Below are 22,802 nucleotides of genomic sequence, written 5' to 3'. Positions count from 1 at the left end.
AAGCGAGGAAGACCGACTAAGAATGGAGGTATGCCGGAAGGGGACACCGTTTGGAACACCGCCCGCGTGCTGGAGAAGGCGCTGGCCGGTGAGGTGCTGACCGGCTCCGACTTCCGGGTGCCGCGGCTGGCGACCACCGACCTGACCGGGTGGACCGTTGCCGAGTCGGCGAGCCGTGGCAAACACCTGCTGCTGCGCCTCACCAAAGACCGCGTCACCAAAGACCGTCTCACCAAAGACAGCGTCACCGAAAACAGCGTCACCGAAAACAGCCTCGCCAACGGCCGCCTCGCCACCGACAGCCGCACCCGGGGCGACGCGGCGCTGACACTCCACTCCCATCTGCGGATGGAGGGGGCGTGGCGCGCCTACGCGCCCGGCGAGCGCTGGACGGCCCGGCCCGCGCATCTGATCCGCGTGGTGCTGCGGACCGCGCGGTCGGTGGCGGTCGGGTACCACCTGCACGAGGTGACGCTGGTCCCGACCGCCGAGGAGGAGAAACTGGTCGGCCATCTCGGCCCGGACCTGCTCGGCGCCGACTGGGATCCGGCCGAGGCGGTCCGCCGGATCAGCGCGAGCCCGACGGCGTCGATCGCGGAGGCGCTGCTCGACCAGCGGAACCTGGCCGGCGTCGGCAACCTCTACAAGGCGGAGACGCTGTTCCTGCGCGGCCTCTGGCCGTGGACGCCGGTGGAGCGGGTGCCGGATCTACTGGGGACCGTCACGATGGCGCAGAAACTGGTGGCCTCCAACCGGGGCCGGTGGACGCAGACCACGACCGGCTCACTGCGGCGCGGGCAGACCAGTTACGTTTACGGCCGGCGGGCCCAGCCCTGCCGCCGCTGCGGCAGCGCCATCCAGAAAGCCGAACAGGACGACCGCGTCACGTACTGGTGTCCGCGCTGCCAGCCCGCTCCGACGGAATCTTGATCTCGCTGGTTCGCAGATCGCCCGTCCGCAGCTCGGCCAGGCCCTCCGCGAGACCGCGCAGCCGGTCGGCCGCCTCGATCAGGCTGAAGTACGCCGGGTGGCGGCTGTCGGCCATCGGATGCCCGTCCTCCGCGACGTAGCTCGCGGCGGCGGCGACGAGGTTCTCGTACTCCAGGACGCCCTCGGTGAACTGCTCGGCCAGGCCCGCGTGCGAGCGCTCCAGCACCGCACGCCGGTCGGGATGGCTCAGCGGGATCGCCCGCTCCACACTCGCCACTCGCTGACCCAGCTCGCGCAGCCACTGCTCGGCGCCGGCCGCCTCGATCGCGGCCGGCTCACCCAGCCCGGTCAGCATGCCGTTGAGACCCGACATGGTTTGCGAGGCGCGGTCCAGCCGGTCCCAGCTGGCGGCGATCGCGGAGCCGCGAAGCGCGTAGCGGTTCTTCTGCCGGCGGACCTCCTGCAGGACCGTGCGGCCGGCCGGGATGCGCTCGAGCGCCGCCGCCAGTTTCGGCGAGCCGATCGCCGGGGGCGGCGGCGGCGCCGGTGTCGCGGCGAGCTCCCGGTGGTCGCTCCAGCGGAACCAGGCGAGCACGGCCGAGCCGCCGGCGGCAGCCGCCCAGGCGGCGTCGGCGATGCCGATCCCCGCGTAGGGCGTCAGGACCACCGCGGCGCCGGTGAAACCCGCTCCGAGGACGCTCCACCGGCGTGCCGCGCCGCGCAGCCGCTTGAGCCGCCGGAAATACCTGGTCCGCTCGTCCACCCGTCAGTCCTCCCCGAACTCAGCCGGCAGCGGTGGTGTCGCCCCGCTTCTGGTTCATGCTGGCCCGGATCTCGTCGAGCCGGGCCACGCTGGCCGGGTCGGCGGCCGGCGTGGCGGGCTGGCCGACGGCGGGCTGTGCCGCGGCGCCACCCAGTTTTTCCCCGGCCATGCTGGCCCGGATTTGCTCCAGGCGCGACGAGCCGGCCAGGTCCAGGCTGGACTTCTGGACCTCCAGGATCCGCCCCTCGACGGAGTTGGAGGCGAGCTCGGCGCGGCCCATCGCGTTCGCGTAGCGCTCTTCGATCTTGTCGCGCACCTGGTCCAGCGACGGGGTGTTGCCCGGCGCGGCGAGCTGCGACATCGACTCCAGCGATTTCGCCACGGTCTCCTGCATCTTGGCCTGCTCGAGCTGGCTCAGCAGGCGGGAGCGCTCGGCGATGCGCTGCTGCAGCACCATCGCGTTGTTCTCCACCGCCTTGCGGGCCTGGCCGGCCGCGGCGAGCGCCTGGTCGTGCAGGGTCTTGAGGTCTTCCATCGACTGCTCGCCGGAGACCAGCTGGGTCGCCAGCGTCTGCGCGGTCGCCTCGTACTTCTGCGCCTCGGCCTCGTCGCCACCGGCGCGGGCCCGGTCGGCCAGCACGAGCGCCTGCCGGGCCATCCCCTGCAGTTTCTCGACCTCGGACATCTGCCGGGACAGCTTCATCTCGAGCTGCCGCTGGTTGCCGATGACGGCCGCGGCCTGCTGCACGAGCGCCTGATGCTGCCGCTGGGCGTCCTCGATGGCCTGCTGGATCTGAACCTTCGGGTCGGCGTATTCATCGATTTTCGCGCCGAAGAGCGCCATCATGTAATGCCAGCCCTTGACGAACGGATTCGCCATCTCGTGGTGTCCCCTCAAATGTCGCTCCGCCGGACGCGCCGCCTCGGCCCGGTGAGCTCGGCCCGGTGAGCTTGACCCGGTGAGCCTCGGTGGCGCGAACCCCATCGTGTCAGCCCGACGCCAGTGACGTCACGTGTCCTACGGGGGATCTCAGGGTTCTCCCCCGGCTTCGAGGCTACGCTCCCCCGAGCCGGACGACACGTGCCGCGGACACAGAAGCGCACCGGGACCCGCCCGGTGCGCTTCAGAAGATGATCATGCGGCGTAGACGACGTCCCGCTTCTTACGTGTCGCGTGCAGCGTCGCTTTCAGCGGCGAGTCCTGGCGCACCGAGACGGAGACGTTCCCATCCGTCGCCTTGTCCTCGACCGGGACGAGCACGCCTTCCATGTTCTCCGCGAGGGCGAGAGTGTTGCTGACCTCACTGAGCAACTCGGAGAGGCGGGCCCCGAGCGCGTCACAGATCGCCGCGAGCAGCTCGCTGGACGCCTCTTTCTGACCGCGCTCGATCTCGGACAGGTAGCCCAGGCTCACATTCGCAGCTGTCGACACCTCGCGCAGCGTGCGGTGCTGCCCCTGCCGGCGCGCCCGAAGTGCGTCGCCGATAACGCGGCGTAGCAGGACCATGGCACCTCCTCCTGCGGGCGGGGCCGCCGGCATACGCCGGAGGCTTCCCGCAACCGTACCTGGCGCGAGCCATGCCGACATCCCGCCCCGCCGAATTCCCGAACCCATCGACCGGCGGCCTATCCGGACAACGATCATGGGACCGGGAGAATTCCCAGTTCAGACCCGAGCCGGTGTGGCGCGGAGAGCGTCGGCGAGCAATTGCAGGACGGCCGTCACACTTTCGGTGCGGATGGCGTCCCGGTTTCCGCTGAGTTGCAGCTCGCGCACCTCCGCGACGCCCGGCCCGGAGACCGCGACGTAGACCAGACCGACCGGCTTGCCGCCCTGTGGCTCCGGGCCCGCGACGCCGGTGGTGGCCAGGCCCCAGTCCGCGCCGCAGCGCTCGCGCGCTCCGGACGCCAGCTCGGCGGCCACGTCCGGGTCCACCGGCCCCCGCTCTTCGAGCAATTTCTCCGGTACGCCGGCAAGCCGCGCCTTGAGCTCGGTGGCGTAGACCACCATTCCCCCTCGGTACACCGAACTGACGCCGGGGATCTCCACGATGGTGGCGGCCACCAGACCGCCGGTGAGCGACTCGGCGGTCGCCACCGTCTCGTGCCGCTCGACGAGCTGGTGCACCGCGGCCGCCGCGGCCACTGACATCTCCACCACGAAACTCCTACTGCCGTGCGCCCGCCCGCAGGCGCAACGCCTCCACCAGGTACGCCACCCCGGTCACGACGGTGACCAGGAGCGCGGCGCCCATGAGGCATACCCCGATCAGGCGCGCCGATTCCGGAACCGGCCACAGGTACCAGGCGATCGCCACGATCTGCAGCCCGGTCTTGAGCTTGCCACCTCGGGAGGCCGGAATGATGCCGTACCGGATCACCCAGAACCGCAGGGCGGTGACTCCCCACTCGCGGACCAGGATGGTGATCGTGACCCACCAGGGCAGGTGGTCGTAGGCCGAGAGCAGCACCAGAGCCGTACCGGTGAGGGCCTTGTCCGCGATCGGGTCGGCGACCTTGCCGAACGAGGTGACCAGATGCCACCGGCGGGCGATCCACCCGTCCACGAAATCGGTCGCGGAGGCCACGCAGAACGCCAGGCAGGCGGCGATCCGCCAGTCCGGGTCGGTCATCTCGCTGATGACCACGAGCACCAGGAAGACCGGCACCAGCACGATCCGGACCACGGTCAACGCGTTCGCCGCGTTGTAGAGGGAGACCACCCGCGGCGCGGGCACCGGCGCCGGCTCGTGGGTCACCGCGGCACCGGAGCTGCCGAGATCATCTCCACCGGCACCGCGATCAGGTCGACGCCTTCGGTGCCGGTGACCCGGGCCCGGACCAGGTCCCCGGGGCGCAGCGCGGACAGGTCGACACCCTGGTCGCCGGCGACCAGCGTGGTGGAGCCGTCGACCTCGGGCGCCTGGTGCTCGGCGCGGCCCTCGACCTCGTCGTCCTCGACCGTGTCGACGAGCACCTCGACGGTGTTGCCGATCCGCTCCTCGGCGCGCTGCGCGCACAGCTCCTCGGCGAGCGCGGTGATCCGCTCGTAGCGCTTCTGGACGGTCCCCTCCCGAACCTTGCCGGTCATGCCGGCGGCCTCGGTGCCGTCCTCGTCGCTGTAGTCGAAGATGCCGATCGCGTCGAGCCGGGCCTCGTTGAGGAAACGGACCAGCTCTTCGTATTCCTGCTTGGTCTCGCCGGGGAAGCCGACGATGAAGTTGCTCCGGGCGCCGGCCTGCGGCGCGAGCCGGCGGGCCGAGTCGAGCAGCTCCAGGAAGCGCTCGGTGGAGCCGAACCGGCGCATCCGGCGCAGCACCGTCTCGCTGGAGTGCTGGAAGGAGAGGTCGTAGTAGGCCGCGACGCCGGGCGTGGTGGCGATCGCCTCGACCAGGCCGGGGCGGGTCTCGGCCGGCTGGAGGTAGCTGGCGCGCACCCGGACGATGCCGTCGACCGCGGCGAGCTGCGGCAGCAGTTTCTCCAGCAGGCGGGGGTCGCCCAGATCCTTCCCGTACGACGTGCTGTTCTCGCTGACCAGGACGAGCTCGCGGACGCCGGTCTTGGCCAGCCACTCCGCCTCGGCGAGCAGCTCCTGCGGGTCACGGGAGACGAACGCGCCCCGGAACGCCGGGATCGCGCAGAACGAGCAGCGCCGGTCGCAGCCGCTGGCCAGCTTGAGCGACGCCACCGGGCCGCTGTCCAGCCGGCGGCGCAGCACGGTGCGCAGGTGGGCCGGGGTGTGCTCGTCGACGGTGGCGTGACCGGGGACGACCACCTTGGCGGTGTGCCGCTCCACCGGGGTGATCGGGAGCAGCTCGCGGCGGTCCCGCGGGGTGTGCGCGTCCAGGCTCTCGCCGCGCAGCACGGCGTCGAGGCGGTCGGTGATGTCGGTGTAGTCGTCGAAGCCCAGCACCGCGTTCGCCTCGGGGAGGTTGTCGGCGAGCTCCTTGCCGTAGCGCTCGGCCATGCAGCCGGCGGCCACCACCTTGGCGCCGGTGTCGGCGGCCGCGAGCAGGGTGTCGATCGAGTCCTGCTTCGCCTTCTCCACGAAGCCGCAGGTGTTCACGACGACCACGTCGGCGCCCTCGGCGTCGGTGCCCACCTCCCAGCCCCCGGCGTCGAGACGGGCGGCGAGCTCTTCCGAGTCGACCTCGTTACGGGCACAGCCCAGGGTCAGCAGGGCGACGCGGCGGGAAGAAGGGGTTGCAGACACCCCGTAAGGTTAGCGGCCTCCCGAGGCGCCGACTTCGTCCGCTCGGCCGGTAACCCGCAGAACACGAATTGTTCATCAAGGTCAATACTTGGGGTAAATGTTACCCAGGTAGATTCTTCGATTTGTGCAACGATTCCGGAATCGGGGGATTTTCCCGGAAGTAACTCTCATTCTCGCCCTGGTCGCCATCGCGGTAACCCTGCGGTACCTCGGGTTCAGCCTGGTGTCCGGCGACTACGAGGGCTTTCTGCGGCCGTGGACCCAGTTCATTTCGGCGAACGGCGGATTCGACGCGCTCGCCCATGATTTCGCCGACTACAACGTTCCGTACCTCTATGTCCTGACCGCGCTCACCTGGCTCTCCACCCACTCGCCGCTCGGCATGATGTTCCTCGTCAAGCTGACCTCGGTCCTGTTCGACGCGGTGATGGCGTACTACGCGGGACGCATCGTGGGCCTGCGGTGGCCCGACTGGCGGATCCGGGCGCTCGCCGCCGTGAGCGTGCTGCTGCTCCCCACCGTCGTGCTGAACGGCGCCTACTGGGCCCAGTGCGACTCGATCTACACCGCGCTGACCCTGGCGGGGCTCTATCACCTGCTGCGGGACCGGCCGTGGTGGGGCGTCGCGCTGCTCGGGCTGAGCCTCACCGTGAAACTCCAGGCGATCTTCGTCTTCCCGGCGCTGCTGACCCTGCTGCTGGCCGGGCGGATCCGCTGGCGGCACCTGCTGACGGTCCCGGCGGTCTACCTGGCCTGCGCGGTGCCGGCGTGGCTGGCCGGCCGGCCGTTCGGCGACCTCATGCTGATCTACCTGCACCAGTCCGGCCAGTACGGGGGCCTGACGCTGGGCGCGCCGTCGATCTACGCGTACGTCCGGCCCGGCGACCTGCTCGACACGGTCCGGACCGCCGGCTCGCTGCTCGCGGTCGCCGCCGTGCTGGTCGTCATCTGCGTGCTGCTGATCCGGCGGATCCGGTTCGACCGGACCGGCACGGTGCTGCTCTTCGCGACGTTCAGCATCCTCGTGCCGTTCCTGCTGCCGAGCATGCACGAGCGGTACTTCTTCCAGGCCGAGGTGCTGGCGATCGTCGTCGCGTTCTGGCTGCCCCGCGAGCTCTGGTACCTGCCGCTGCTGACCCAGGCGGCGACGTTCGCCGAGTACCAGGACTACCTCTTCGGCACCCCGGAAGTCGTCGACCTGCGCATCCTGGCGCTGCTGACCGGCGCGGCGCTGCTCGCCACCGCGTCCCGGCTGCTCCGTCACGACCGGGAGCCCGATCCACCCGTACCGGCGCGGGCGGAGACGCCGGCGCCTGCGCGCGTGCCCGCACTCACTCCATGATGTACGACCCGAAAAGGCCGAAATGATCAACAAGCTGAAGCCGATCCAGAACGATCTGCTGCTGCTCAGCGCGCTCTTCGTGCTGGCGATCGCCATCCGCGTGCCGGCGCTGCACCAGACGACCGGCGACACCGACATCTTCGTGCAGTGGTACCGCCAGATGATGGCGGCCGGCAGGTGGGACAGCCTCTCGGAGCAGATCGGCAACTACAACGCGCCGTTCGTCTACACGATGCTGCTCGCCAGCTACCTTCCCGGCGCGATAGTCGTGAAACTCAAGATCGCCTGGCTCTGCTACGACGTGCTTCTGGCCTTCTTCACCTACAAGCTGGCAACGCTCGCCTTCCCGGGCCGGTGGCGCGCCCCGGTTCTGGCCGCCCTCGTCATGCTCTTCGTGCCGACCGTCGCGACGAACGCCTCGTTCTACGGCCAGATCGACGCGATGTGGGCGTCCTGGGCGGTCGGCGGCATCTACTTCCTGGCCCGCGGCCGGCACTGGTGGGGCGTCACGCTCTGCACGGTGTCGATCGCCTTCAAGCCGCAGGGGGTCTACATCCTGCCGCTGATCGGGCTGCTCATCCTGGCCGGCCGCATCCCGTGGCGCTCGCTGCTCGCCATCCCGGTCACCTATCTGCTGCTAGACGTGCCCGCCTTCCTCGCCGGGCGGGACCCGGTCGAACTGCTGACGATCTACTCCCTGGACCGGCAAGCACGGATCATCGAGCACGTCAACTACGGCGCCCCCTCGATGTACGCCTTCCTGAAGCCCTCGGCCGACCGGGTCGACACGGTCAAGGCGCTCGGCTACGTCTTCTGCGCGGCGCTGGTGATCGGCATCGTCTACGTGCTGGTGGCCCGCGCCGCCGCGCTGACCACCGAGCGGGTCGTCATGTCGGGCACGCTCTTCGCGCTGCTGGTGCCGTTCTTCCTGCCCGGCATGCACGAGCGGTACTTCTTCCTCGGCGACGTGATGATCGTGATCCTGGTGTTCTTCCGGCCGCGCCTCTGGTACCTCGCCGTGATCGAGCAGTTCGCGTCGCTGATGGTCTACGCGCCCTACCTCTTCCACAACAACGGCCGCCCGGTCCCGCTGGAGATCTGCGCGACGCTGATGCTGGTGACCATCGCCCTCGTCACGTACCACCTGTTCCGGGACGTGCTGACCGATCCCCCACCGGCGGCCGAGGTGAGCCGGCCGGCCGTCGCGGAGGTGCCGGTCAGGGAGCCCGCGCCCGTCTAAGTGAGACGTACCTCTCGCGGGACGACCCCAAAGCGCCGGTACCGGTATCTTCCGTCCATCTGTGTCGATTGCGCTGACGGGGAGCGACGTTGGACGGAGCAAAGACGCCTGCCGTGCGGCGGGTGGCACCGGAGGTAGCGCTCACCATCGCGCTGGTCGCGGTGGCTGTCGCGGTACGCCTTCTCGGGCTGGGCCTGGAGACCTACGACTGGCTCTGGTACCTGGAGCCGTGGACCAGGTTCATCGCGGAGAACGGCGGCTTCGCGGCGCTGAAGTTCTCGTTCGCGGACTACAACGTGCCCTACCTCTACCTCCTCACCGGCTTCGTCTGGCTGTCCCAGCACACTCCCGTCGACGTCCTCGTCTGGATCAAACTGGGCTCGGTGGTCTTCGACGCCGTGCTGGCGGTCTACGCCGCCCGGATCGTGGCGCTGCGCGGTCCGGGCTGGCGGATGCCCCTGCTCGCCGGGCTCACCGTTCTCCTGCTGCCGACCGTCGTGCTCAACGGCGCGTACTGGGGGCAGTGCGACACGATCTACAGCGCGTTCGCGGTGGCCGGGCTCTACTACCTGCTCCGCGGCCGGCCGTGGGTCGGCACCGCGCTGATCGGCGTGGCCTTCGCCTTCAAGCTGCAGGCGATCTTCCTCTTCCCGGTGCTCGCCGCGCTGCTGCTGACCGGCCGCCTGCGGTGGCGGTGCCTGATCACCATCCCGGCGGCCTACGTGCTGTTCGCGGTGCCGGCCTGGCTCGCCGGACGGCCGTTCGGCGACCTGATGCTGATCTACGCGAACCAGACCGGGAAGTTCCCGATGCTCACCTACAGCGCGCCGAGCGTCTACTCCTTCCTCCGCCCGGCGCCGCAGTACCTCGACATGGTCCGTACCGCCGGTGTGCTCTTCGCCGTCGCCGCGTTCCTCGCCCTGGTCTTCCTGCTCGTCGCGCGCCGGGTGGAGCTCGACACCGAGCACATCGTGTTCCTGGCGGCGGCGTCCGCGCTGATGGCGCCGTTCCTGCTGCCGGGCATGCACGAGCGGTACTTCATGCTGGCCGAGGTGCTGACCGTGGTCGCCGCGTTCTGGGCGCCGCGCAAGCTCTGGTTCGTCCCGGTGCTGGTGCAGGCCGCGTCGATCATCACCTACGAGACCTATCTGGTGCAGGCCAAGCCGGCGCCGGTGGATCTGCGGCTGCTCACGCTGCTGGTCCTCGCGGCGCTCGCCACGCTGGTGGGCCGGCTGTTCAAGGGCTCTCTAGCGCCAACGCCGGTTAGCAATACGATTGCCGGGTGACGAACCCGGAAGACCTCGCGGCCATCGCCGCGCTCACCGACAAGGTACGCCGGGACGCGTACCGCGCCGTGTCGGACGCGCGGCCCGCGCCGATCGGGCGGGACGAGGTGGCCGAGGCGCTCGGCGTCGGCCGGTCGCTCGCCGCGTTCCACCTCGACAAACTGGTCGACGCGGGACTGCTCGAGGTGTCGTACGCCCGCCGATCGGGCCGGACCGGCCCCGGCGCCGGGCGTCCCGCCAAGCTGTACCACCTCGCCGCGGCGGAGCACGCGGTGAGCGTGCCGCCGCGCGCCTACCGCACCGCCGCGTCCCTGCTCGCCGAGGCCCTGGAACGGATGGGCGGGGACGAGGCTCTGGCGAAGGTGGCGCGGGCGCACGGGCGTTCGCTCGGCGACCTGTCAGAACTCGGCTATGAGCCCGATTTCTCCGAGGACAAGGCGATATTTCGGAACTGCCCCTTCCATCGACTGGCCGAGCAGTTCCCGCCGCTCATCTGCGGGATGAACCTGGCTCTCGTGGAAGGCCTCCTGGAGGGCAGCGAGTGGACAGCCAAGATGGACGCGGCGCCCGGCCGGTGCTGCGTGACGCTGTCTAAAAAGCAAACTGATTGACTTTAGAACGCCGGGCTGGTGAGCTGAGTGTCATGACCGACTTCCACCTGGCCCAGATCAACACCGCCCGGCTCCGCGCCCCGCTGGAAGACCCGTCGATGGCCGAGTTCGTCGCCGGCCTCAGCCTGATGAACGCGCTCGCCGACCGATCGCCCGGCTTCGTCTGGCGGCTGGAGGGCGAGAACGGCGACGGCACGATCGCCGCGCCCACCGACCCGATGCGGATCTACACGCTCTCGGTCTGGGAGTCGGTCGAGCACCTGCGGGCGTACGCCTACCAGAGCGAACACCTCGACTACCTGCGCCGCCGGCGCGAGTGGTTCGTCCCGCACGGGCACGAGACGGCGCTGGTGCTGTGGTGGATCCCGGCCGGCAGACGCCCCACGATGCGCCAGGGGATCTCCCGGCTGGGCCGGCTGGCCGCCGCCGGCCCGACCGCCGAGGCCTTCACCTTCCGGCAGGTCTTCCCTAGTCCACGCGCAGCGACGCGAGAGTCTCTTCCAGCTCGTCCGGCTTGATCAGCACGTCCCGGGCCTTCGACCCCTCGGACGGACCGACGATGCCGCGGGTCTCCATCAGGTCCATCAGGCGGCCCGCCTTGGCGAACCCGACCCGCAGCTTGCGCTGGAGCATCGACGTCGAGCCGAACTGACTGGTCACCACCAGCTCGATCGCCTGGATCAGCAGTGCGAGATCGTCGCCGATCTCCTCGTCGATCTCCTTCTTCTTGCTCGGCGGCGCGTCCGTGACACCCTCGGCGAACTCCGGCTCGCGCTGGTCCTTGCAGAACTTGACGACCGCGTGGATCTCTTTCTCGTCCACCCAGGCGCCCTGGATGCGCACCGGCTTGGAGGCGCCCATCGGCAGGAACAGGCCGTCACCGCGGCCGAGCAGTTTCTCGGCGCCCGGCTGGTCCAGGATGACCCGCGAGTCGGCCAGGCTGGACGTGGCGAACGCCAGCCGGGACGGCACGTTGGCCTTGATCAGACCGGTGACCACGTCGACGCTCGGCCGCTGCGTGGCCAGGACCAGGTGGATGCCGGCGGCCCGGGCCAGCTGGGTGATCCGGACGACCGAGTCCTCCACGTCACGCGGCGCCACCATCATCAGGTCGGCCAGCTCGTCGATGATCACCAGCAGGTACGGGTACGGCTTCATCTCCCGCTCGACGCCGGGCGGCGCGGTGATCTCGCCACTGCGGACCTTGCGGTTGAAGTCGTCGATGTGGCGCACACCGTTGGCGGCGAGATCGTCGTACCGCTTGTCCATCTCCGCGACCACCCACTCCAGGGCGTCCGCGGCCTTCTTCGGGTTCGTGATGATCGGCGTGACGAGGTGCGGGATCCCCTCGTACGCGGTCAGCTCCACCCGTTTCGGGTCGACCAGCAGCAGCCGCACCTCGTCCGGCGTCGACCGCGACAGCAGGCTCACCAGCAGCGAGTTCAGACAGCTGGACTTGCCCGCGCCGGTGGCGCCGGCGATCAGGATGTGCGGCATCTTCGCCAGGTTCGCGACCACGAACCCGCCCTCGATGTCCTTGCCGAGCGCGACCAGCATCGGGTGATGGTCGGCGGCGGCCGCGCGGGACCGCAGCACGTCACCGAGCGAGACGTTCTCCGGGTCGGTGTTCGGGATCTCCACGCCGACCGCGCTCTTGCCCGGGATCGGGCTGAGGATTCGCACGTCGGGGGACTTCACCGCGTACGCGATGTTGCGCGACAGCTGGGTGATCCGCTCGACCTTGGTGCCCGGGCCGATCTCCACCTCGTAGCGCGTGACGGTCGGGCCGCGGGTGAAGCCGGTGACCAGGGCGTCCACGTTGAACTGCTCGAAGACCCCGGTGAGCGCGGCCATGATCTCGTCGTTGGCGCGGCTGCGCGCCTTGGCCGGCGGGCCGGAGGCCAGGATGTTCGCCGGCGGCAGGCGGTAGTCGCCCTTGACCGCGGAGATCTCCAGCTGCTCGGCCCGGGTCGGCGGCATCGGCGAGTGCTCCGGCGGCGGCTTCTTCCGGCTGACCGGCTGTTTCGGCAGCGCCACCGTGTCGTGCAGGACGATCTCTTCGTCGAAGTCGTCCGGCGGCTCCAGCGGCTCCGGGACGGTGTCGAGCGGATCGGCGAGCGCGGCCTGGCGGCGTCGCGGCGACGGCCGGCGCGGCTTGGGAGCGGGAGCCTCGTCCTCCTCCTCGATCACCGGCGCCGGCTGGTGCGGCGCGGCCCGGCCGGACACCAGATCGATCACCTGCACGATCCGGTCCGGGATTCGCGCGATGGGCGTCGCGGTGATCACCAGAAAGCCGAAGACGAAGAGCAGGACCAGCAACGGTACGGCCACCCAGGGCGTCACCGCGCGTTCCAGCAGGCCGCCGATGCCGTAGCCGAGCAACCCGCCGGCCTGGTCAACGGCCAGCTCGTCGGCCGGCCGCCCGGAGACGTGCATCAGCGACGCGGTGGCGATGATGATCGCCGTCCAGCCGACCAGGGTGCGCCCCCGGTGATCGGGATCGGCGGGCTCGCGCATCAGCCGGATCGCGCCGTAGAAGAGCAGCAGCGGGAAGAGCGCCGCGAGACTTCCGAGGAAGAGCCGGATGGTGTCGGCCAGCCAGGTCCCGACCGGGCCGCCGCTGTTCGCCCAGATCGCCACCGACACCAGGATCGCGAAGCCGAGCAGGAGCAGCCCCGCGCCGTCCCGGCGGTGCTCGGGGTCGATGTTGCGCGCGGTCGCGGCCTGCCGGCCCACCCCGCGGAAGACCCAGCCGACGCTGTGCGCCATCCCCATCCAGAGCGCGCCGGCGCCGCGGCCGAGGCCGCTCGCCAGGGTGGCGCCGGCCGTGGAGCGGCGGGCGACCGGGCGTTTGCGGGGTGCGGCAGCCTTACGGGTGGCGCCGGTGCGCGCGGCCGGCTTGCGAGCCGCCGGTTGGCGGGCACGGTTGGTAGCGGCGCCGCGCGGCGTGGACGCGGCGCGACCCCGGCTCGCCGGAGGAGTACGGCCCGCCATGGATGTCACGGTAGCCCGCGCCGGCCATTCCGCCGAGAAGGCGCACCGTGACAGCTTCTCGCTTTCCGGACGGCTTTCCGGACCGCTTCCCGGACCGCGGGGTTGGTCAGGGCGGTGGAGGGCAACTCACGGTGGGCCCTGAGCAAGCCTCGTACCATCACGAGGTGCGGTCTCTCGATAACGACATGATCAAGGCAGCGCTCGACGCGCGCGGCTTCGCCTACTTCGTCGACGCCGACGGCGACATCGCCGGCAACTTCCAGGGCAACCTCATCTACTTCTTCCGCCTCGGGCAGAACAAGGAGATGCTGCAGATCCGGGCGATGATGCAGCACGTCTTCTCGGTCGACGACGTGCCGAAGCTGTACGAGTTCTGCAACGCCTGGAACCGCGACCAGCTCTGGCCGAAGGCGTACGTGCAGGTCACCGACGACGGCCAGGCGATCGTGGTGGGCGAGGTCTCGTCCGACTGGGAACGCGGCGTGACCCCCGAGCAGCTCGACCAGGTGCTGCTCTGCGGCATCGCCACCGGCTGCCGGATGGGCGAGTCGCTGGGCGAGCTGAAAGGGCCCGCCGCATAGCGACGGGCCCTTTCCCGCAGAACCTCAGGAGACGTTGAAGCCGAGCTGGTAGGCGCCGGTGCCACTGGCCGACACGACCACGTAGCGGTAGGTGCCGGACCGGCCCTCGAAGGTCAGTGCCTTGTCGCCGGCGCCGTCGGCCCGGGCCACCGTGCGGAACTGCCCACGGCTGTTCTGCCGCTGCAGCACCAGGTCGAAGTCGGCGCCGTCCGGTGCGGCCAGGCAGGCGGAGTGCGTGCCGGCCCGGGCCCGGTAGGCCCCGCCGTCCGGCTGCACCTGAGCGCTGCCGGCACGGGCGATCGAACCGGCACGCTGCACCGGCAGCGCGGCGCAGGCGGTCGCCGCCTCGCCGTCCTCCGCCGCCGCGCCCTCGTCCGCCGCCGGCGGGGCAGCCGCCTCGCCGGTGGTCACCAGCGTCAGGTCGCTCGTCGCCAGGATCTCGTTCAGCGGCTGGAAGAACGTCTCGCCACCCGACGTGCAGTCACCGGATCCACCCGAGGTCACACCCTGGGCCTGGTCACCGGAGAGCCACGGCCCGCCGGAGTCGCCACCCTCGGCGCACACATCGGTACGGGTGAGCCCGGTCACCGCGCCCTCCGGGTACCGGACGGTCTGGTTCTTCGCGAGGATCGTGCCGCAGAACGTGCCGGTGGTGGAGCCGGACCGGCAGACGGCCGCCCCGACCGGGGCCTCGGTGTTGCCCGCGACCGGCAGCTCGTTGCCCTGGAAGTCGTTGACCACCGCGCGCGGGGTCCAGTCGCCGTTCACCGCGACGAAGCCCATGTCCGCCTCGCCCGGGAAGACCGACGCCTCCACGGTGCCCTGCGCCTCGTTGTTGAAGCCGGTGGTCCGGGTCCCCTCGGCGCCGCAGTGCCCGGCGGTCACGAAGCCGCCCTGCACCGAGAAGCCGATCGAGCAGCGGGCCTGCCCGCCACCGATGTCGATGAAGTACGGGTCGGCGCCGCGGACGTCGAAGAGCGGCTTCGGCTGCGCCTTGCTGATCTTCACGGTCACCGCGGAGGCCGGCACACCGGCGTCCTCGGCGAGGTCGAGCGCCTCCGCCTTCGCGCCCGGCTTCGCCACCACGACGATCTTGTTGGTGGCGACGTCGACGTACCAGCCGGTCACGTCGTCCGCGTCGCCGACCGCGGCGTCGAGCTTGGTCTTCGCCGCGTCCAGCTCGGCCTCGCTGCGCTTGACGAGCACCGGCACCGCGCCGGCGGCCTTGACCGCCGCGGTCGCGCGGGAGTCGGTGACCGCCACCTTCAGCGTGGTGCCGTCCGCGGCGAGCCAGGCGCCGCCGAAGTCCTCACCGGTCTGCGCCGCGAGCGTCGCCGAGACACCACCGGCCCACTCGGACCGGGCAAGCCGGGTACGCGCCTGGTCCCCGTCGAGGCCCATGTCGCGTTTCATCGCCGCGAGCAGATCCGGGGAGACGCCCCCGGCGGTCACGGACGACGCGTCCGGCTCGTTGGTGCCGGCCAGCGACGGCAGTGTGAAGGCCACGGCCGCCCCGGCCGCCACCACTACCGCCGCCGCCACGGCGATCGGTCTGCGCTGCATCTGGAGAACTCCCTCCGCCACGGGTGCCGTGGGGGCGGCACCGGTGACTGGAGGTACGCAACTCAGCCGAGAATGGTTGAAAAACCGGTCAGACTTCCACCACGGTCGGGACGATCATCGGCCGGCGGCGGTACGCGTCGTTGACCCAGCGGCCCACCGTCCGGCGCACCACCTGCTGCAACTGGTGCGGGTCGGTGATGCCGTCCTCGGCGGAGCGGTGCAGCGCCGCGGTCAGCAACGGGATCACCGGATTGAACGCGTCCGGGTCCTCGCTGAAGCCCTTCGCCGAGACGCTCGGCTCGCCGACCACCTTGCCGGTCACCGAGTCGATCACGACGGTGGCCGCGATGAAACCGCCGTCGCCGAGTATCCGCCGCTCGGTGAGCAGCGACTCGCTGACGTCGCCGACCGCGAGGCCGTCGACGTAGACGTACCGGCTCTTCACCCGGCCGACCACGCGGGCGTGGCCCTCGACCAGGTCCACCACGTCGCCGTCCTCGCAGAGCACCACCCGGTCCGGCGCGACGCCGGTCTCGATGCCGAGCTGGGCGTGGGCGCGCAGGTGCCGCCACTCGCCGTGCACCGGCATCAGGTTGCTCGGCCGGACCACGTTGAGCAGGAAGCGCAGCTCGCCGGCGGGCGCGTGCCCGGAGACGTGCACCTTCGCGGTCTCCTTGTGCACCACCGTGGCGCCGGCCCGGGCCAGCTGGTTGATCACCCGGTAGACCGAGGTCTCGTTGCCCGGCACCAGCGAGCTGGCGAGCACGACGGTGTCGCCGGACTCGATCGTGATGTGCCGGTGGTCGCCGGTTGACATCCGCCCCAGGGCGCTCATCGGCTCGCCCTGCGAACCCGTCGACATGAAGACGATCTCGTCGGGCGGGAGCCGGGTCGCCTCGTCCAGGCCGACCAGCAGGCCGTCCGGGATGCGCAGCAGGCCCAGGTCGCGGGCGATGCCCATGTTCCTGACCATGGAACGGCCGATCAGGGCGACCTTGCGGTCGTACTCCCAGGCGGCGTCCATCACCTGCTGGACGCGGTGCACGTGCGACGCGAAGCTGGCCACGATGATCCGGCCGCGTGCCTTGCCGAAGATCGACGTGAGCACCGCGCCGATCTCCCGCTCCGGCGTCACGAAGCCCGGGACCTCGGCGTTCGTCGAGTCGGAGAGCAGCAGGTCGACGCCCTCGGCGCCGAGCCGCGCGAAACCGGCCAGGTCGGTGATCCGGCCGTCCAGCGGCACCTGGTCCATCTTGAAGTCGCCGGTGTGCAGCACCAGGCCGGCCGGGGTGCGGATCGCGACCGCCAGCGCGTCCGGGATCGAGTGGTTCACCGCGAAGAACTCGCACTCGAACGGGCCGAGCCGCTCGCGCTGCCCCTCCCGGACGGTCAGCGTGTACGGGTCGAGCCGCCGCTCCGCGAGTTTCGCCTCGATCAGCGCCAGCGTGAACTCGGAGCCGACCAGCGGGATGTCCGGCTTGTGTGCCAGCAGGTACGGCACCGCGCCGATGTGGTCCTCGTGCCCGTGGGTCAGCACGATCGCCTGAATGTCCTCGAGCCGATCGAGGACGGGTGCGAAGTCGGGCAGGATCAAGTCGACGCCCGGCTGCTCGACGTCGGGGAAGAGCACCCCGCAGTCGACGACCAGCAGCTTGCCGTCGTACTCGAAGACCGTCATGTTGCGGCCGATGGCGCCGAGTCCGCCGAGCGGGACGACGCGCAGGGCGCCCTCCGGCAGCGGCGGTGGCGGACCCAGCTCCACGTGAGCTTGACTCATTCGCCTCTTCCTGTCAGGGCGGTTCCTGTCACAGCGCGATGCCGGCTGCGGCGGCGTCCGTGCGCAGTTGGATCAGTTCGTCCTCGCCGGCGTCGACCAGCGGCGACCGGACCGGGCCCGAGGGCAGCCCGGAAGCGTTCAGCCCGGCCTTCACCAGCATGGTCCCCGGCGACCTGAAGATGCCGGTGAACAGCGGTAGAGCCTGCCGGTGCCGGGCCAGCGCGGTGGCCGTGTCGCCCCGCTCGAAGGCCTCGATCATCTCCTTGGCGAGCACACCGGTGAAGTGCGTCGACGTGCCGACCAGGCCGACCCCGCCGATGGCGAGCAGCGGCAGCGTGGCCGCGTCGTCGCCCGAGTAGTACGCCAGGGGGGTCCGGGACAGCACCCAGGACGTCGCGATCAGGTCGCCCTTGGCGTCCTTCACCGCGACGATCCGCTCGTGCTCGGCGATCCGGACCATCGTCTCGGTGGCGATCGCCGTGCCGGCCCGGTGCGGAATGTCATAGACCATGATCGGAAGCCCGGTGGCGTCGGCGACCGCGCGGAAGTGCCGCTCGACGCCGGCCTGCGGGGGCTTGTTGTAGTACGGCGTGACGACCAGCAGGCCGTGTGCGCCCGCTTTCTCCGCGGCGTGGGCCAGCTCGATGGTGTGCGCGGTGTTGTTGGTGCCCACACCGGCGATCACCTTGGCACGGTCGCCGACGGCGTCGATGACGGCCCGCAGCAGGGTCTCCTTCTCCGCGTCGGTCGTGGTCGGCGACTCCCCGGTGGTCCCGCTGATCACCAGAGCGTCGTTGCGCTGCTCGTCGACGAGGTGGGCGGCCAGTCGTGCCGCTCCCTCGATGTCCAGGGATCCGTCCGGGGTGAACGGGGTCACCATGGCGGTCAGCAGCCGTCCGAAGGGCCGCGGGTCGTGCGTCATACCTGACAACCTATCGGACGCTCCGGTCACACGTAGAAAGCGGTGAACGGGGCCCATGGAAGGTTACGCAGGATGCTCCAGACACCCCAGACCGCCATGAATGTGATCATGACGGCCGGACTGATCGTCAACTGCGGCAACCGGAGTTCGAAGAGCCTGCGGCCGGCCCAGGCCACGTAGAGGTAGAGCAGGAACGGCACCGCGAAGACGAACATCGCGTGGTGCCGGGCCGCCGCCGGCAGATCGCCGTGCAACAGGTACCACGCGGCGCGGGTGCCGCCGCAGCCCGGGCAGACGAAGCCGGTCAGGTATTTCAGGATGCAGGTCGGCTCGGCGCCGGCCTCGGACGAGACCGGGTCACTGACGAGCGTGTATCCCGCCGCGGCGCCCATGCAGGCGAGCAGGGCCACCGGGGCGAGCCAGATCGGCGATCGGGCCGCGACCCGCTCCACGAACCGGGTGATCCGGTCCTGCTGGGGCGGCGGATATCGATAGGCCACCCACTCCGGCGGGATCGGCGGACCCTGCACCGGCTCGTCGGCCAGCCACGGCGGCAGGCCCGTCGTGCTGCTCATGGCCGTCACGCTACACCCGCCAGGCTCGCCTTCAGCGCCTCCGCGAGGTCACCTCGCTCGGGCACCCCGACGCTCGTCAGCCCCAGCCAGCCGGCCAGCCGGACCAGCTCCGCCGCGAGCGCTCCGGCCGTCTCCTCCGGATCAGCGCCCGGCTCCAGCCAGGCCGCCGGGATCTGCAACTCACCGGTCCGCCGCTCGGCCTTCAGATCGACGCGGGCGGCCAACCTGTCGCCGAGGAGGAACGGGAGCACGTAATACCCGTACACCCGCTGGGGTTTGGGCACGTAGATCTCGATGCGGTAGGTCATGCCGAACAGCCGCTCCGTCCGCCCCCGCTCCCAGATCAGCGGATCGAACGGGCTGACCAGCGTCCGCGCCTTCACCCAGCGCGGCAAGCGGGCGTCGCGATGCAGGTAGGCCTGCTGTTTCCACCCCGCGACAGTGACCGGCAGCAGCGTCCCCTCCGCCACCAGCTCCGCGATCGCCGGTTTGACGGTCTTGGCCGGCAGCCGGAAGTAGTCCCGCAACTCCGGCTCGGCGGCGACGCCCAGCGTCCGCGCGGAGAGCTCCACCAGGTGCCGGAAGGGGTCGGCCGGCGTCGGCGCCGCCAGCACCGCCGGGGGCAGCACCCGCTCGGTCAGGTCGTACCGCCGGGCGAACGAACCGGTCCGCTCGGCCGCCGTCACCTGGCCGGTGAAGAAGAGCCACTCCAGCGCCTGTTTCACCACCGACCAGTTCCACCCCCAGTGGTCCTTGGTGCGCGGCGCGTCGTGCTCGATCTCGGCGGCGGTGATCGGCCCGCGCTCGCGTACCTCGGCGAGCACCCAGGCCACCAGCTCCGGCTGCTCGGCCGCGATCCGCCGGATGTTGCCCCACGCGAACTCCTGGGCCCGCGCCATCCGCCAGCGGAAATAGGGCTGCAGATCGGTGCGGATCAGCGACGCCTCGTGCCCCCAGAACTCGAACAGCTCCCGCGGCCGGCGATAGGCCGCACGCTCCAGCAGGGCCGCCGGGTAGGGGCCGAGGCGACTGTAGAGCGGCATGAAGTGGGCGCGCTGCAACACGTTCACCGAGTCCATCTGGATCAGGTGCAGGCGGGACAGCACTCGCCGCAGGTGACGCATGTCGATGGCGCCCGGGTTTGCGGCGCCCGGGTTTGCGGCGCCCGGCTTTGTGCCGCCCGGCTTTGTGCCGCCCGGTGGGGGGTCGGCGAAACCCTGGGCGGCCAGGGTGATCCGGCGGGCCTGGGCGACGGTGAGCGAATCGGGGACAGCCACGTGAAGCAACTTAGGACAGGGGTGTGACAAAGTTGCGGCCATGGCTCTCGGCTTCGTCCGCCCCGCGCGTCCCGAGGACGCCCCGGAGATCGCGCGCATCCAGCTCTCCACCTGGCGTACCGCGTACCGCCGGATGTTCCCGGCACACGTGCTGGCGAACCTCGACGAGGCGTTCCTGGCGCGCGGCTGGACCGAGGCGATCACCGCGCCGCCGTCCCCCCGGCACCGCGTCCTGATCGCGGTCGAGCAGAGCGAGACGTCCAAGACGGTGGTCGGTTTCGCGGCGTCCGGCCCGGCCGACGAGCACGCCCTCGCGCCGACCGAGAAACCGCTGCCGGACGACGTCGCCGCGGTCACCGACCTGCTGATCGAACCCCGCTGGGGCCGGCGCGGTCACGGCAGCCGGCTTCTCGCCGCCATGGTCGACCACTGGCGCTCCGATCAGTTCCGGTCAGCGGTGGCCTGGGCTTACGAAGCCGACGAGGTCATGCGCAAATTCCTCGGCTCGACCGGCTGGGAGCCGGACGGCGCGGCCCGTGCGCTCGATGTGGACGACATGCTCGTACCCCAGGTTCGTCTGCACGTCGCGATCGACGGAGAATAGCGGGGTGACGCCCACCTTCGTCTTCGACGGCGACTGCTCGTTCTGCACACTGTGCGCCGACTTCATCGAGCGCCGCATCCCGACGACCGCCACGGTGATCCCCTGGCAGTTCGCCGACCTGGCGAAACTCGGCCTGACAGTCGAGCAGTGCGAGGCCGCCGTCCAGTGGGTCGGCACCGACGGCGTCACCGCGGCCGGCCCCGACGCGATCGCCCACCTGCTGCGCGACGCCGGCCGTTTCTGGTCACTCCCCGGCGCGGCCCTCGCGCTGCGCCCGGTGAGCCGTCTGGCCTGGCCGGCCTACCAATGGGTGGCAGACCACAGGCACCTCATGCCCGGCGGAACGGCGGCGTGCGCCGTCCGCCCACGCCCATAACTTCCCGGTACGAGCCGACACTCCCCCAACCGCACTGGATCCGCCCCCGAGAGTCCGCGCGACCTGCTGCCCGCCCAGGGCCGTCCGGCGCGTCTCGCTACCGCTGCCCACTCACCCGGGCCGGCTCCCGCCCCGGCGCGGGTTCCCCAGCCCCGGGCCGCCGGCGCGAGGGCTCCCCAGCCACAGCCCGGCGGCACGAGGGTTCCCCGCTGCCCGGCGGCGCGAGCCGTAGCTGAAGCAGGTCATCCGGGCCTCTTAGCTGCCTGAACGACGGCCGAGCAGCGCGAGCCGTAGCTGACGCAGGTCATCCGCGCCTCTTAGCTGCCTGAACGACGGCCGAGCAGCGCGAGCCGTAGCTGACGCACGTCATCCGCGCCTCTTAGCTGCCTGAACGACGGCCGAGCAGCGCGAGCCGTAGCTGACGCAGGTCATCCGCGCCTCTTAGCTGCCTGAACGACGGCCCGGCAGCGCGAGCCGTAGCTGAGGCAGGTCATCCAGGCTTTTTTCATGCGCGAGCTACGGCCGGGCAGCGCGAGCCGTAGCTGAGGCAGGTCATCCGCGCTTTTTTCATGCGCGAGCTACGGCCGGGCAGCGCGAGCCGTAGCTGAGGCAGGTCATCCAGGCTTTTTTCATGCGTGAGCTACGGCTCGATGGCGGGCGGCTCAGCGGGAGGGGCATCGTGGGGGCGGGACAGCAACGCGGCTCCGACGGCGGGGTGGCGAGACGGAGAGACGGAGAGGTGACGGGGCGCCGAGGTGACAGGGCGCCGAGGTGACGGGGCGCCGGGGCCGGCGGCGGGCCGCGCCGGCGGAAGGGGCGTCAGGGGCGGTGCGCCTGGGGACGGGGGTGGTGCGGTTGGGGAGGGTTTCGGGCGTACCCGATGGGAAGGCGGTTGAGGAGCGCCTGGCTCAGCCGGTGAGGGTTGGCTGTTTGCCGGCTCGGGTGCGGAGCCAGTGGATCGGGCGGATGCGTTCCAGCGAGAGGAAGCTCGCCATCGCCACCAGGTGCGGGGCGAAGGAGATCGTGATCGTGGAGAAGGTGACCACGTGGAAGGAGTAGAAGAAGGCCACGACGGCGTTGCGCCAGCGTTGGGGAACGACGAAGACGAGGGGGCTGAGCAGCTCGAACGCGATGATGCCGCACTGGGCGGCGATCAGCAGGCCGGGTACTGAGGCGATCGCGTCGGCCAGGTCGGTGCCGCGGCGGATGATGGCCTGTGCCAGGACCGAGCTGGTGAGCCAGTCGAGGCCGCCGAAGCGGAGTTTGGCGAACGCGGCCAGGAAATAGGTGCAGATCACCGCGATCTGGGTCACCCGCAGGGCCCAGCCACCGGCCGTTGTCCGCTCCTGATCGCCGTGCCGCGCGGCGCCCGCGGTGGGCAGCGCGGCGAGGGCGACAAGCAGGCCGATGCGATCGTGGTCGACCTTGCCGTAGGACATCGCGATGATCATCCACTCGAAGTAGAGCAGGAAGACCGTCCAGCCGAGCGCTCGCGGCGCGCGGCCGGTCGCGGCGGCCAGCGACAGGGCCAACAGCGTCCAGAAGATGCCCCACACCAGCACGGGGCCCGGCGTCGGCAGATGCAGCAGGCGGCCGATCAGCAGGGGCTCGTAGAGCTCGCCGGGGGTGTTCGCGTGCGAGCGCACCCACGGCGTGAAGATCACCAGGTCGAGGGCGACGAACAGATAGACGAGGGTACGGAAGGAGGCGATGCGACCCTTCGGGACCGGTTCGAAAAGCCAGCGCAT

22 protein-coding genes are annotated in these 22,802 nt (G+C 70.7%); 9 read left to right on the top strand and 13 right to left on the bottom strand.

The annotated features are described in order from the left end of the window. Nucleotides 1–30: 30 nt before the first annotated feature. On the top strand, nt 31–930 hold the full coding sequence (locus AB0F72_RS25520; RefSeq protein WP_360435802.1) for a zinc finger domain-containing protein: 900 nt from the start codon (nt 31–33) through the stop codon (nt 928–930). Here AB0F72_RS25520 and AB0F72_RS25515 read toward each other — a convergent pair. The 6 genes from AB0F72_RS25515 to rimO form a co-directional block, all read right to left on the bottom strand. Further along, nucleotides 884–1,693 (bottom strand): hypothetical protein, encoded by an 810-nt coding sequence (locus AB0F72_RS25515; RefSeq protein ID WP_360435800.1) that lies wholly within the window; start codon nt 1,691–1,693, stop codon nt 884–886. The two genes, AB0F72_RS25520 and AB0F72_RS25515, sit on opposite strands and share 47 nt — an antisense overlap. A gap of 19 nt (nt 1,694–1,712) precedes the next feature. After that, a complete protein-coding gene (locus AB0F72_RS25510) occupies nt 1,713–2,573 on the bottom strand; it encodes a PspA/IM30 family protein (RefSeq protein ID WP_360435798.1) in 861 nt (286 codons plus the stop codon). 255 nt (nt 2,574–2,828) lie between these two features. Beyond that, the gene (locus AB0F72_RS25505; RefSeq protein WP_014447029.1) at nt 2,829–3,200 is read right to left on the bottom strand and encodes a helix-turn-helix transcriptional regulator; all 372 of its coding nucleotides are present in this window, start codon (nt 3,198–3,200) and stop codon (nt 2,829–2,831) included. A 159-nt stretch (nt 3,201–3,359) separates the two neighbouring features. Beyond that, a complete protein-coding gene (locus tag AB0F72_RS25500; RefSeq protein WP_360435862.1) occupies nt 3,360–3,845 on the bottom strand; it encodes a CinA family protein in 486 nt (161 codons plus the stop codon). 16 nt (nt 3,846–3,861) lie between these two features. Further along, complete coding sequence (pgsA, locus tag AB0F72_RS25495; RefSeq protein WP_360435796.1) at nt 3,862–4,452, bottom strand: CDP-diacylglycerol--glycerol-3-phosphate 3-phosphatidyltransferase; 591 nt, start codon at nt 4,450–4,452, stop codon at nt 3,862–3,864. Beyond that, on the bottom strand, nt 4,449–5,906 hold the full coding sequence (gene rimO, locus AB0F72_RS25490) for a 30S ribosomal protein S12 methylthiotransferase RimO (RefSeq protein ID WP_360435794.1): 1,458 nt from the start codon (nt 5,904–5,906) through the stop codon (nt 4,449–4,451). Before rimO ends, pgsA begins: the two co-directional genes overlap by 4 nt. Nucleotides 5,907–6,030: 124 nt before the next feature. On the opposite strand from rimO, the gene AB0F72_RS25485 reads away from it, so the two are divergent. From AB0F72_RS25485 to AB0F72_RS25465, 5 genes are all read left to right on the top strand, one after another. Beyond that, nucleotides 6,031–7,248, top strand: a complete 1,218-nt coding sequence (locus tag AB0F72_RS25485) for a glycosyltransferase 87 family protein (RefSeq protein ID WP_360435793.1) — start codon at nt 6,031–6,033, stop codon at nt 7,246–7,248. A 22-nt stretch (nt 7,249–7,270) separates the two neighbouring features. Then, nucleotides 7,271–8,488 carry a hypothetical protein gene (locus AB0F72_RS25480; RefSeq protein ID WP_360435791.1) on the top strand — a complete coding sequence of 406 codons (1,218 nt, stop codon included), beginning with the start codon at nt 7,271–7,273 and terminating at the stop codon, nt 8,486–8,488. Between the two features lie 122 nt (nt 8,489–8,610). Continuing rightward, complete coding sequence (locus tag AB0F72_RS25475; RefSeq protein WP_360435789.1) at nt 8,611–9,774, top strand: glycosyltransferase 87 family protein; 1,164 nt, start codon at nt 8,611–8,613, stop codon at nt 9,772–9,774. Next, nucleotides 9,771–10,385: a transcriptional regulator gene (locus AB0F72_RS25470; protein ID WP_360435787.1), complete on the top strand. Its 615-nt coding sequence runs from the start codon at nt 9,771–9,773 to the stop codon at nt 10,383–10,385. The genes AB0F72_RS25475 and AB0F72_RS25470 overlap by 4 nt, the downstream gene beginning before the upstream one ends. Before the next feature lie 32 nt (nt 10,386–10,417). Next, on the top strand, nt 10,418–10,903 hold the full coding sequence (locus AB0F72_RS25465) for a DUF3291 domain-containing protein (RefSeq protein WP_360435785.1): 486 nt from the start codon (nt 10,418–10,420) through the stop codon (nt 10,901–10,903). Here AB0F72_RS25465 and AB0F72_RS25460 read toward each other — a convergent pair. Further along, a complete protein-coding gene (locus AB0F72_RS25460; protein ID WP_360435783.1) occupies nt 10,854–13,379 on the bottom strand; it encodes a DNA translocase FtsK in 2,526 nt (841 codons plus the stop codon). The two genes, AB0F72_RS25465 and AB0F72_RS25460, sit on opposite strands and share 50 nt — an antisense overlap. 164 nt (nt 13,380–13,543) lie before the next feature. Here AB0F72_RS25460 and AB0F72_RS25455 point away from each other — a divergent pair, with 164 nt between their 5' ends. Further along, nucleotides 13,544–13,960, top strand: a complete 417-nt coding sequence (locus AB0F72_RS25455) for a YbjN domain-containing protein (protein WP_360435781.1) — start codon at nt 13,544–13,546, stop codon at nt 13,958–13,960. Nucleotides 13,961–13,984: 24 nt separating this feature from the next. On the opposite strand, the gene AB0F72_RS25450 is transcribed toward AB0F72_RS25455, so the two are convergent. The 5 genes from AB0F72_RS25450 to AB0F72_RS25430 form a co-directional block, all read right to left on the bottom strand. Continuing rightward, nucleotides 13,985–15,523, bottom strand: a complete 1,539-nt coding sequence (locus tag AB0F72_RS25450) for a S1 family peptidase (protein ID WP_360435779.1) — start codon at nt 15,521–15,523, stop codon at nt 13,985–13,987. 88 nt (nt 15,524–15,611) lie between these two features. Beyond that, on the bottom strand, nt 15,612–17,300 hold the full coding sequence (locus tag AB0F72_RS25445; RefSeq protein WP_360435777.1) for a ribonuclease J: 1,689 nt from the start codon (nt 17,298–17,300) through the stop codon (nt 15,612–15,614). 28 nt (nt 17,301–17,328) lie between these two features. After that, nucleotides 17,329–18,222, bottom strand: a complete 894-nt coding sequence (gene dapA / locus AB0F72_RS25440; protein ID WP_360435775.1) for a 4-hydroxy-tetrahydrodipicolinate synthase — start codon at nt 18,220–18,222, stop codon at nt 17,329–17,331. 26 nt (nt 18,223–18,248) lie between these two features. After that, on the bottom strand, nt 18,249–18,797 hold the full coding sequence (locus tag AB0F72_RS25435) for a DUF2752 domain-containing protein (protein ID WP_360435773.1): 549 nt from the start codon (nt 18,795–18,797) through the stop codon (nt 18,249–18,251). 5 nt (nt 18,798–18,802) lie between these two features. Beyond that, entirely contained in the window at nt 18,803–20,074 is a 1,272-nt protein-coding gene (locus AB0F72_RS25430; protein ID WP_360435771.1) for a crosslink repair DNA glycosylase YcaQ family protein, read from the bottom strand. Nucleotides 20,075–20,114: 40 nt separating this feature from the next. Between AB0F72_RS25430 and AB0F72_RS25425 the strand changes: the two genes are divergently transcribed. Continuing rightward, complete coding sequence (locus AB0F72_RS25425) at nt 20,115–20,678, top strand: GNAT family N-acetyltransferase (RefSeq protein WP_360435769.1); 564 nt, start codon at nt 20,115–20,117, stop codon at nt 20,676–20,678. A 4-nt stretch (nt 20,679–20,682) separates the two neighbouring features. Continuing rightward, complete coding sequence (locus tag AB0F72_RS25420; RefSeq protein WP_360435767.1) at nt 20,683–21,054, top strand: DCC1-like thiol-disulfide oxidoreductase family protein; 372 nt, start codon at nt 20,683–20,685, stop codon at nt 21,052–21,054. A gap of 908 nt (nt 21,055–21,962) precedes the next feature. On the opposite strand, the gene AB0F72_RS25415 is transcribed toward AB0F72_RS25420, so the two are convergent. Beyond that, entirely contained in the window at nt 21,963–22,802 is an 840-nt protein-coding gene (locus tag AB0F72_RS25415) for an MFS transporter permease (protein ID WP_360435860.1), read from the bottom strand.

This window comes from Actinoplanes sp. NPDC023936 (genome assembly GCF_040639325.1).
Taxonomy (GTDB): domain Bacteria; phylum Actinomycetota; class Actinomycetes; order Mycobacteriales; family Micromonosporaceae; genus Actinoplanes.
The sequence above is the reverse complement of the archived record's forward strand: the minus strand, read 5'-3'. Positions and strand labels throughout refer to the sequence as shown.